At 68.5% G+C, this 11,355-nt stretch carries 8 protein-coding genes; 4 read left to right on the top strand and 4 right to left on the bottom strand.

The features are described 5' to 3' along the window. Both JOL79_RS32240 and JOL79_RS32235 read left to right on the top strand, forming a co-directional pair. Window positions 1–536, top strand: a 536-nt coding sequence (locus tag JOL79_RS32240) for a carbohydrate ABC transporter permease (protein WP_210159721.1), incomplete at its 5' end; no start/stop codon positions are given. A gap of 35 nt (window positions 537–571) precedes the next feature. Next, on the top strand, window positions 572–2,281 hold the full coding sequence (locus tag JOL79_RS32235; RefSeq protein ID WP_210159720.1) for an amylo-alpha-1,6-glucosidase: 1,710 nt from the start codon (window positions 572–574) through the stop codon (window positions 2,279–2,281). A 245-nt stretch (window positions 2,282–2,526) separates the two neighbouring features. On the opposite strand, the gene JOL79_RS32230 is transcribed toward JOL79_RS32235, so the two are convergent. Beyond that, window positions 2,527–4,368 (bottom strand): RICIN domain-containing protein, encoded by a 1,842-nt coding sequence (locus tag JOL79_RS32230; RefSeq protein ID WP_210159719.1) that lies wholly within the window; start codon window positions 4,366–4,368, stop codon window positions 2,527–2,529. Window positions 4,369–4,452: 84 nt separating this feature from the next. After that, window positions 4,453–5,463, bottom strand: coding sequence for a LacI family DNA-binding transcriptional regulator (locus JOL79_RS32225; protein WP_210159718.1), 1,011 nt, complete (start codon window positions 5,461–5,463; stop codon window positions 4,453–4,455). Between the two features lie 678 nt (window positions 5,464–6,141). Here JOL79_RS32225 and JOL79_RS32220 point away from each other — a divergent pair. Then, window positions 6,142–7,812, top strand: coding sequence for a glycoside hydrolase family 27 protein (locus JOL79_RS32220; RefSeq protein WP_210159717.1), 1,671 nt, complete (start codon window positions 6,142–6,144; stop codon window positions 7,810–7,812). Between the two features lie 227 nt (window positions 7,813–8,039). Further along, entirely contained in the window at window positions 8,040–9,665 is a 1,626-nt protein-coding gene (locus tag JOL79_RS32215; protein WP_210159716.1) for a lectin, read from the top strand. 59 nt (window positions 9,666–9,724) lie between these two features. Here JOL79_RS32215 and rarD read toward each other — a convergent pair whose 3' ends face one another. Both rarD and JOL79_RS32205 read right to left on the bottom strand, forming a co-directional pair. After that, complete coding sequence (gene rarD / locus JOL79_RS32210; protein WP_210159715.1) at window positions 9,725–10,642, bottom strand: EamA family transporter RarD; 918 nt, start codon at window positions 10,640–10,642, stop codon at window positions 9,725–9,727. Next, window positions 10,639–11,346 (bottom strand): class I SAM-dependent methyltransferase, encoded by a 708-nt coding sequence (locus tag JOL79_RS32205; protein WP_210159714.1) that lies wholly within the window; start codon window positions 11,344–11,346, stop codon window positions 10,639–10,641. The genes rarD and JOL79_RS32205 overlap by 4 nt, the downstream gene beginning before the upstream one ends. Window positions 11,347–11,355 lie beyond the last annotated feature (9 nt).

Raw genomic sequence — 11,355 nt, 5'->3', positions numbered from 1 at the left:
GCCCGCGCGGCGGCGGGGTGCTGAGCTTCGTGCTGCTGATCGCGCAGATGATCCCGGGGATCATCATGGCGATGGGGTTCTACGCCATCTACCTCAGCACGGGCGTGCTGAACACCGTGCCCGGCCTTATCGTGGCCGACTCCACGCTGGCCGTGCCGTTCGCCGTCCTGATCCTCACGACGTTCATGTCCGGGATCCCCGAGGAACTCCTCCAGGCGGCCCGGGTGGACGGCGCGGGACTTGTGCGGGTGTTCTGGTCCGTGGTGCTGCCGATCAGCCGGAACTCGATCATCACGGTGTCGCTGTTCGCGTTCCTGTGGGCGTGGTCGGACTTCATCTTCGCCAGCACGCTCGACCAAGGCGGCGCCGGCCAGCCGATCACCCTCGGCATCTACCACTACATCGGCAACAACAACCAGCAGTGGAACGCCATCATGGCCACGGCCGTCGTGGCGTCCATTCCCGCCGCCGTGCTGCTCGTCATCGCCCAGCGCTACGTGGCCGCCGGTGTCACGGCGGGCGCGGTGAAGCACTGACCGGCGCTCCTCCCGAACGAAGGGAATCTCACTCCATGACCGTCGCCGCAGGCCCGGTGTTCTCCCCGCAGGAAATCCCGTTCAGCTTCCGCGGATCCTGGTTCGACTTCTCCCCGGTGATCGCGGAGAAGACCTATGCCCAGGATATTCATCTGGTGTCGCATCAGACCGGAATGCATCCCATCCTGCGGCTGATCCCCACCGCGGAGGGAGCCCCCGCCGAGACGGCCGTCACCGCGACACCCCACCTGCTCACCTGGACCGCCGAGGCAGGCCGGATCGAGCTCGCCTACGAGACCCCCGACACCGTACGGGTGCGCGGTGAGGGCCTGGGGCTGCGGCTCCTCGCGGCCGATCCGGTCCTGACGCCGTTCAGCGGCCCGTACTTCTACCGGGACCCCGTGGACGGGTCGTGGGTCTTCACCGTGTACCAGACGGGGCGTCGCTATCGCGTCACACTCCTGCACGGCCGGATCAGCGCGAACCCCGGCACGCAGTCGCTCGGCGCGGCGGAACGCGGCGTCGTCCTGCCCGCCGACGGCGAGGCGTGGGAGATCGCGGTGGAGGAGTACGAGACCGCACGCGCCCCCTACCGGAGCGGAAGCGCGTTCGAGGAGGTCGTCGCGGCGGCGCGGGCGGAGTTCGAGACGTTCCGCGACGCGGTGGCGCCCTGGCGCAGTGACCGCACGCCCGCCGCCGAACTGGCCGCCTACGTCCTGTGGTCGGCCACGGTGCGACCCGCCGGATTCATCACCCGCCCCGCCGTGCTGATGTCCAAGCACTGGATGGACAAGGTGTGGAGCTGGGATCACTGCTTCAACGCCATCGCGCTCGGGGGCGGCCTGCCCGATCTGTCCTGGGACCAGTTCCGGCTGGTCTTCGACCACCAGGACGCCGCCGGCGCGCTGCCCGACTCGGTGACGCATTCCGAGATCCTCTACAACTTCGTCAAGCCGCCCATCCACGGCTGGGCGCTGGGCCGGCTGCGTCCGCTGCCCGAGGAGGACGCCTCCGAGGTCTACCGGCTGCTCGAACGGTGGACCTCCTTCTGGCTCACCCATCGGCGGGTCCCCGGCCGTCCGTTCGCGCACTACCAGCACGGCAACGACAGCGGGTGGGACAACGCCACCACCTTCGATCCCGAGCGGGTCGTGGAGACCGCCGATCTCGCCGCGTTCCTCGTCCTCCAGATGCGCGAGCTCGCCCGCCTGGCCGCGGAACTCGCCCTGCCGGAGGAGTCGGCGCGCTGGTCCGAGGAGGCCGACCGCATGCGCGAGGCGCTGCTCGCCGAGCTGTGGACCGGCGACCGGTTCGTCGCCAGGGGGGCGCAGTCGGGGCAGACGTGGTCAAGCGACAGCCTGCTCGACCTGATGCCGATCGTGCTGGGGGAGGAACTGCCCGACGCCGTCCGGGAGGCGCTGGCCGCGCGCATCGAGAAGCATCTGACGGCGTTCGGGCTCGCGACCGAGCTGCCCACGTCCACGCGCTACCTGGACGACGGGTATTGGCGGGGGCCCATCTGGGCGCCCTCGACCATCCTGATCGAGGACGGCCTGCGCCGCGCCGGCTACACGGACCTGGCCGACGAGATCAGCGCCCGCTTCCGGGACCTGTGCGAGAAGTCGGGGTTCGCGGAGAACTTCGACGCCCGCAGCGGCGCCGGGCTCCGCGACCGTGCCTACACCTGGACGGCCAGCGCCTATCTCATGCTCGCCGCCGCCCACGAGCGCCGGGCCGCTGGATGACGACGCGGCCGGCCTGATCCACAAGGCCGGTGGGCGTCGGCCGGCGCGTGATCGTCGAAGCGATTCGACTGGGGGTGTCCCGCCCCGGAGCGTCCGGCGCGGAGAAGCGGTGACACCGGGACATGTGAGGGCCCGGCGGCGAGAGGATCTCGCCGCCGGGCCGTTCCGTTCGGGGCCCTTTCCTTTTCCGCCCAGGCGGTCCGCGCGCCTAGACGGTTCCGGGCCCGTCCCGGCCGGTCACGGGGTCAGCTTCGGTTCCACTTCTGGCTGGTCGTGCCGGTGCAGGACCACAGCTGCACCTTCGTGCCGTTCGCGGTCCCGAAGTTGCTCGCCTCCATGCACTTGCCGGACTGCACACCGGTGATGGTGCCGTCGGCGTTGACGTTCCACTGCTGGTTGGTCTGGCCGTTGCAGTCCCAGATGATCACCTGTGTGCCGTTCGCGGTGCCCTGAGCGTTGGCGTCCAGGCACTTGTTCCCGTAGACCTGCAGCTGCTTGGACGAGGTGTACGTCCACTGCTGGTTGGCCTGGCCGTTGCAGTCCCACAGCTGAAGCTGGAGACCGTTGGTCGTGCTCGCGTTCGGGACGTCCAGGCACCGGTTGGCGTTGACGTTGCGCAGCACCGACGTCGAGCCCGACCCTGACGGAGACACACTCGGGCTCGGGCTGGGCGACGCCGTGCTCCCGTTCGGGGGCAGGAGGGTGATGGTGAAGGTGTCGTCGACGGCGGTGTGGGGGAGGTTGACGGTCGTGCCGTTGTTGGACAGGGTCACGACGGTGTCCTGGACGGTGACGGGTCCGGTGACGGCGCCGCCGCTGTTGTAGGGGATGCGCTGGGTGAGGACGCGGACCTGGTTGTTCTGGACGATGCCGCTGGTGGTGTTCAGGTTCTGGAGGTTGACGGCGACGTTGCCGGTGGTGGTGCCGCCGCCGACGAGGATCTTGGCGTTGCCGCTGTCCTTGGTGGCGAAGGCGTCGTAGTTGGCGCTGGGGGTGACCGCGGCGATCTGGCCGGTCTGGGAGCCGTAGAAGCGGTAGACCCACCATTCGCCCTTGGTGGAGTACTGCCCGGCGGAGTTGTGGGTCAGCAGGTTGGCCAGGTCGTTGTGCAGGTTGCTGCCGCCGGCCCAGTTGGCGCGCAGGCCGTCGGCGCCGGCGCGCTCCAGGCGGGAGATGTACCAGGCGCCGTCGGCGGGGTTCTGCTCGTTGGAGGCGCCGTACTCGTTGATCTGGTACGGGCGGGGGTGGGCGATGCCCCGGGAGTCGAGTGTGGTGTTGGCGGTGGAGACGTTGCTGACCGGGTCGCCGGGCAGGGAGTGCCAGCTGACGATGTCGGGCACGACGTTGTTGGCCTTGACGTAGTCGAGGTACTGGGTCCACCAGCCGCCGGTGGACGGCACTCCCGCGAAGCTGGGGCCGACGATCAGGTGGGAGGGGAAGGCGGCGCGGATGCGCTGGTAGGCGCGTTTCCACATGTCGAAGTACTGCGATTGGGTGCGGTTCCAGAAGATGGTGATGTTGGGTTCGTTCCACAGGTCCCATTCGACGGGGACGCCGGTGGCCTGGACGTCGTTGATGAGGCGGGTGAGGAAGTTGTCGTAGTCGGTCCAGTTGCCGTTGTCGCCGGGGAAGCGGGAGATGGGGTAGCCGTCGGCGCCCCACAGGTCGTGGACGAGCAGGACGAATTTGCCGCCGAGGGCTTGGGTGCGCAGCATCTGGGCGCGGGTGGCGTTCCAGCGGCGGTCGTACTTGCCGGAGACCCAGCCGCCGGGGCTGTCGAGCTGGGCGCCGCCGGCGCGCATGTACTGGAACTTCACGTCGGTGAAGTAGTTGTCGGCGGGGGCTGCGCCGTTCTCGGTCATGCCGTAGATCCAGCCGGAGGCCCGGTAGGTCGGCGAGCCGTTGGTGGTGGCGAAGTTGACCGTGATGGACTGGTCGGCCGCCTGGGCGGGCGCGGCGGACAGCACCGAGGCGGCGACGAGCGCGCCGAGGGACAGCAGCGCGGCGAGACCGCCCCGGCGTCCGCGCCGCCTACGAGATCCGGCGTCCCTACTGGTTGCGGTGTCCCTACTGGTTGTGGCGTCCACTGGTGACTCCTTGGACATCGGGGGGTGTTGGGGATCGCAGGACGGACCACGGGCCTGCCCTGAGCTTGGTGGTGTCGCGGATGCCTAGCGCACGGGTGCGGGACCGGTGGTGGCCCGCAGGGAGATCGGCGGGGTGAACAGCAGGTGCCGGGGCGGCGCATCCGGCGTGGAGATGCGTTCGAGCAGCAGTTCCACGGCCTGCGTGCCCATTTCCATCGGCACGTCGGCCGCGGTCAGCGGGGGCCGGAAGTCCTCCGCCCAGTGGCGGGCCACCACACCGGTGATGGACAGGTCTCGCGGGACGACGACGCGGGCCTGTTCCAGGGCGCGGTGAATACCGGGCAGGGCGGCCTCGTTGATGGTGACGATCCCGGTGACGGCGGGGTGTTCGTCGCGCAGCCGCTCCATGCAGGACTGGCCGGCGCTCGCCTCGTCCGCGCAGCACAGGTGGACACCGGTGATGCCACGCTGGTCGGTGGCCTCGGTGAACCCGGACAGGGCACGCTGCGCCGGCCCGTATCCGGAGGCGACGAGCTCGGCCGACCGGTTGACCAGTGCCACCTGGCGGTGGCCGAGGTCGGCGAGGTGGTGCACGCACCGAGAGATCAGCGTGGCGTAGTCGACGTCGACCCAGCAGGTGCCGTGCGGGTTGGCGGTGTGGCCGATGGTGACGAACGGCAGACCGGTCTGCTGGAGCCGGTCGACCCGCTCGTCCTCCAGGCGGATCTCCATCAGGATGACGCCGTCCACCCGCCGGCCGCTGATCATCCGTTCGAAGGACCGGTCGTGGTCGCCGCCCGAGGGCGAGAGCAGCACGTCGAGGTCGACCCGGGCCGCCGCCTCGACGACGCTGGCGACGAAACCGAGCTGCATGTCGGTCAGCCGCAGGCTGGCCGGAGGTATCACCAGGCCGAGGGTGCGGGTCCGGCCCTCCTTGAGCGCCCGGGCGGCGGCGTTGGGACGGTAGCCCAGCTCGTCGATGACGGCCTGGATGCGTCGCCGGGTCTCTTCGGAGACCGCCCGCTTGCCGCTCAGGGCGTACGAGACGGTGCTGCGTGACACTCCGGCCCGGCGGGCGATTTCGCCGATGTTCATCTCGCACTCCTCGGAATCGTTCTGGCGCGGGCAGCGCGGACGAGCAGGTTAGTGCACATGGCGGGGTGGGCCCGCTCATAACAGAAGAAGGGTGAGCCGCGTCATCGAACCGATTCGCACGCAGCTTAGGATCGGCCGGCGCGGCATGTCAATGGTGCGTGTCCCCGACGTGAACGGGGTGTTTCGTCGGTTCTCCCCAGGCTCTCCCAGCTGCCGTCCCGGCTGCCCACGCGGGCGTTCCACGCCGCTCCGGCATCGCCGCGATCGCTCGGGACGGCCGGCCGCCTGCGGCATCCATGAAAGTTTCATCGGCTCCGTTCTCGCGCGATTTCGGGCCATACCTCGTCGAACGCGAGTGAGAAGGCGCCCACGGGCCGGGCGCTCCGGCCGGGCGCGAGTGATCCTTGACAGGCCCTCGTCACGTCGGGTTAGCTCCGCCGCACCAGCACCTGCCCGCGACGACGCACGGTCCCCTGTCCTCGACTCAGGTATGCCCATTGCGCCGAATCGATTCGCTGCGATTCCCGGCAATGTGACGTTCGTACGACTGGCTTCCGGAACCGGAGCGCGCGAACGCCGGTTCCCTCATCCGCGGAGGTACTCATGCGATTGATCAGTTGGTTTCGGCGGTCGTCTTCGGCTGGTGGTGTGTGGCGGCGGTCGGTTGTGGTGGCGTGGGTGCTGGTCGTGGTGGGGGCGGGGGTGGGGGTGACGGTGGTGGATCAGGTTGCCCGGCCGGTCGCTGCGGCGGCGGTGGCGCAGGTGGCGGTGCCGCCGATGGGGTGGGCGTCGTGGAACACCTTCGCGGCGCAGATCAACTACAACGTGATCAAGGCGCAGGCGGATGCGTTGGTGTCGTCGGGGATGCGGGACGCGGGTTATCAGTACGTCAACATCGATGAGGGCTGGTGGCAGGGGACGCGGGATGCGGCGGGCAACATCACGGTGGATGCCGCCGAGTGGCCGGGTGGGATGAAGGCGATCGCGGATTACATCCACAGTAAGGGGCTGAAGGCGGGGATTTATACCGACGCGGGGCGGAACGGGTGTGGGTATTACTACCCGACGGGGCGTCCGGCGGCGCCGAACAGTGGGAGTGAGGGTCATTACGACCAGGATTTCCTGCAGTTCTCGCAGTGGGGTTTCGATTTCGTGAAGGTCGACTGGTGCGGGGGCAGCGCGGAGGGGTTGAATCCGCGGTCGGCGTATCAGGCGATCAGTGCGGCGGTCGATCGGGCGAGTGCGCAGACGGGGCGGCCGTTGGTGTTGTCAGTGTGTAACTGGGGGGTGCAGTCGCCGTGGGATTGGGCGCCGGCGATTTCGACGATGTGGCGGACCAGTGGCGACATCATCTACTGGGGGGAGAACGCGTCGTTGGATCGGGTGCTGGCGAACTTTGATTCGGCGCAGCATCCGGGGGCGCAGAGTGTGGGGCATTACAACGATCCGGATATGTTGATCGTGGGGATGAACGGGTTTTCGGCGGCGCAGAATCGTACGCATATGGGGTTGTGGGCGATTTCTGGGGCGCCGTTGCTGGCGGGGAACAATCTGGCGTCGATGAGTGCGGAGACGCGGTCGATTCTGACGAATCGTGAGGTGATCGCGGTGGATCAGGATGCGTTGGGGCGTCAGGGTGTGAAGGTGGCTGAGGATCAGTCGGGGCGGCAGGTGTACAGCAAGGTGCTGTCGGGGACGAACCGGCGGGCGGTGGTGTTGCTGAACCGGACGACGTCGGCGGCCTCGATCACCGCCCGCTGGTCGGATCTGGGGTTGAGCGGTCCTGCCGCGGTGCGCAATCTGTGGACCGGGACCGACGCCGGGACCTTCACCGGCGGTTACACCGTGACCGTCCCCGCCCGCGAAGCCGTCCTGATCACCGTCACCTCGACCGGCGCTACACCGTCCGTCACACCCAGCCAGACACCCACCCAGACACCGACCCAGACTCCGACGACACCCGCCACCACCGCGATCCGGGGTGTGGGTTCGAACCGGTGCGTGGACGTGAACGGTGTCTCGCAGTCGAACGGCGCGCAGGTGCAGATCTGGGACTGCAACGGGCAGGCGAACCAGCAGTGGACCTCCACCAGTGCCAGTGAGCTGCGGGTGTATGGCAACAAGTGCCTGGACGTGAACGGCGGCGGCACCGCCGACGGGTCAAGCGTGATCATCTGGGACTGCAACGGGCAGAACAACCAGAAGTGGCGCTTCAACTCCGACGGCTCCCTGACGGCCGTCGGCGCGAACAAGTGCCTGGACGTCCCCAACAGCGGCACCGCCAACGGGACCAAGCTCCAGATCTGGACCTGCAACGGGCAGGCCAACCAGCGCTGGACCCGCGTCTGACCTGACGCGCCTCATCGGGTCGCCCGCCGTACCGGGTGTGAGCCGGTACGGCGGGCGACATCCGCCGCGTCCGTGAAAGTTTCACGACTCGCCACACTAAGCACCACATAACAACACCGTCGTGCGTACTCATGTTGACTTCCGTCGGATCGGCCGACAGTTTTTATGGATCTATGGCGGAAGTCGTTGACTAACCGCTTCGGTTCGGTTCGTGGGTGAGGAGTGAGATGGGTAGGTTCGTTCGGTGGGTGGTGGCGGTTGTGGTGGCCGTCGCGGGGTGTGTGGTGGTGGTCGGGGGGGTTTCTGCGCCGGCGGTGGCGTTGGACAACGGGCTGGCGCGTACGCCTCAGATGGGGTGGAACGACTGGAACAGCTTCTTCTGTAATGTCAACGAGTCGTTGATCCGTCAGACGGCGGATGTGATGGTGTCCAGTGGGATGGCGGCGGCGGGGTATCGGTACGTCAACATCGATGACTGCTGGTCGACCAAGAGCCGGAACGCGGCGGGGGATCTGGTGGCCGATCCGGCGAAGTTCCCGAGCGGGATGAGGGCGCTGGCCGATTACGTGCATGGTAAGGGTCTGAAGCTGGGGATCTATTCGTCGGCGGGGACGACGACGTGTGCGGGGTATCCGGCGAGTTTGGGGTATGAGGCGCGGGACGCGGCGTTGTGGGCGTCGTGGGGGATCGATTATCTGAAGTACGACAACTGCGGGGATCATCAGGGCAAGAGCGGGGTGCAGCGGTATACCGCGATGCGGGACGCGCTGGCGGCGACGGGGCGGCCGATGCTGTTCAGTTTGTGTAACTGGGGGCAGGAGTCGGTGTGGACGTGGGGGATGGGAGTGGGGAACTCCTGGCGGACCACGGGTGATATCGGGGGGAATTTCGGGTCGGTGACGAGCATCATCGATCAGCAGGTGGGGTTGGACGCGTATTCGGGGCCGGGTGGGTGGAACGACCCGGACATGCTGGAGGTCGGTAACGGGTTGACCGGTGCGGAGGGGCGGGCGCATTTCAGTATGTGGGCGTTGCTGAACGCGCCGTTGATCGCGGGTAACGACATCCGGACGATGAGTGCCGAGACGCGGGAGACGCTGACGAACACCGAGGTGATCGCGGTGGATCAGGACTGGGGCGGCCGTCAGGGCACGAAGATCAGTGATAACGGGAATCTGGAGGTGTGGCGGAAGCCGATGTCGGACGGGTCGGTCGCGGTGGTGCTGTTGAACCGGGGGACGAGCACGGCGACGATCTCGACGTCGGCTTCGGCGCTGGGGCTGGGTGCGGCTTCGTCGTATTCGGTGCGGGATCTGTGGGCGCACACCAACGCCACCACGTCGGGGTCGGTGAGTGCGTCGGTGGCCGGTCACGCCGCGGCGATGTTCCTGGTCCGCGGTGGTGGGCTGGTCTCCCCCTCCGCCACACCATCCGCGACACCGTCCGCGTCGCCGACCGGCGGGTCGGGGTCGGGCGCGGTCAAGGCGGTCGCCTCCGGGAGGTGCCTGGACGTGTCCGGTGCTTCGCAGTCCAACGGCGCGCAGGCGCAGATCTGGGACTGCAACGGCCAGTCCAACCAGCAGTGGACCTCCACCAGTGCCAGTGAGCTGCGGGTGTATGGCAACAAGTGCCTGGATGTGAACGGTGGCAGCACGGCCAACGGCGCCACGGTGATCATCTGGGACTGCAACGGGCAGAACAACCAGAAGTGGCGCTTCAACGCCGACGGCACCATCACCGCCGTCGGCGCGAACAAGTGCCTCGACGTGCCCAACAACGCCACCGCCAACGGCACCAAACTCGTCATCTGGGACTGCAACGGCGGCTCCAACCAGCGCTGGACCCGCACCTGACCCAACCGGCCGATGCCGGTCTCACGGGATCCGTGAGACCGGCACCGGCCCTCGTTCTCTCACGGGGCGTTTTCGAGGGAGGGTGGCCCGGCGAGCCGCCGGGACCTCGCGGAGACCCGGATCGAATGGACCGCGGGCAGGGCGAGCGCGAGCCAGATGAGCGCGAACCCCGCCCACCGGGCCGCCGGCATGTGTTCGTGGAAGACCGTGACACCGAGGACGAACTGCAGGACCGGCGCGAGGTAGAGGACGATCCCGAGGGTCGACAGAGGGATCCTGACCGCCGCCGCGCCGAAGCAGAGCAACGGCCCCGCGGTGACGAGTCCTCCGCCGATCAGCAGCAGGGCGTGACCGGTCCCCATCGTGGTGAAGGTCGCCTCGCCGCGGGCACCCAGCACGGCCATTCCGACGAGGGCGGGAACGGCCATCACCGCCGTCTCCGCGGCGAACCCCTCGACGGCGGGCAGATTCAGGCGCTTCTTGAAGGCGCCGTACGCGGTGAACGTGAGCGCCAGGGACAGGGCGAGCCAGGGCGGGCGCCCGTAGTCGGCGGTGATGACGCAGACCGCGGCCGTGCCGAGGGCGACCGCCGCCCACTGGACCACGGACAGCCGTTCCCGCCACAGCAGCATTCCGGCCGCGATGGTCGTCAGCGGTGTGATGAAGTAGCCGAGCGACGTCTCGACGACCTCGCCGGCGTTGACGCCCCAGATGTAGATGCCCCAGTTGAGCGACACGGACAGCGCGGCCAGCACGAGCTGGAGCCGGGTCTCGCGCCGGGAGGCGACCGCACGCAGCATCTGCCGGCGGCGGAGGAGGGTGACGATGAGCAGGGCCACCACGCACGACCAGAAGATCCGGTGCAGCAGGATCTCGACGGCCCCGGCTGGTTTGAGTAGCGGCCAGTAGAGAGGGAACATCCCCCACTGCGCGTAGGCGGCGACCGCCAGGACCAGCCCGGCGCGGTGCCGGTTCATCGCGCGGGACGGCAGATCAGCGTCCGCTCCGTGCCCCGGCGCAGGCGGTAGTCGACGTCGATCAGCCGGGTCTCGATGCCCGCCTCCGCGGCCAGCGACCGCAGCCGGGGGAGTTCCTCGTACGGCCGGCCGCTCGTGTCGGTGAGGGGGTGGATCCTGACCTCGCGCGCCACCCGGACGAGCTCCCGCACCGCCCGGACGTGCCATGACAGGTCGAACAGGTTGGAGTAGGAGAACAGGAGGTTCGGCACCAGGGCGAGGTCGAAACTGCCGTCGGGGAAGGGCAGGTGAGGCAGCGCCGCGGGCAGGTAGCGGCCCCGGTCCAGAGCGTAGTCGGCGAGGAAGCGCTGTGCCGACCGCTCCCGCCGCCGCAGGTAGACGTCCACTCCGCCGGTCCACGAGAAGTCGTAGAGCTCACCGGCCGTGCCGGCCCTGCCGACTCCCCGCCGCAGCTCGTCCCGGAGCAGATCCGCGAGCTCGCGCGGGGTCCGCGTGTAGATCGGATCGACGGCGACGGCCTGGCCGCCGAACTCGCGCACCCGGAAGGTGAAATCGCTCGCGCCCCCGGGACAGTCGAGCACCCGCCCCGAGACGACCCCGTCGGCGTCGAGGCCGAACATCGAGAGGTACTCGTCGAAGTCGCGCGAGGTGACGAGAATCTGGTCGAGCGCGGGTAGGGCCGCGTCGTATTCCACCGATCTCACTTCTCCTCC

The organism is Microbispora oryzae, from assembly GCF_017896165.1.
Lineage (GTDB): Bacteria > Actinomycetota > Actinomycetes > Streptosporangiales > Streptosporangiaceae > Microbispora > Microbispora oryzae.
This window is presented reverse-complemented; position numbering and strand designations above follow the sequence as displayed.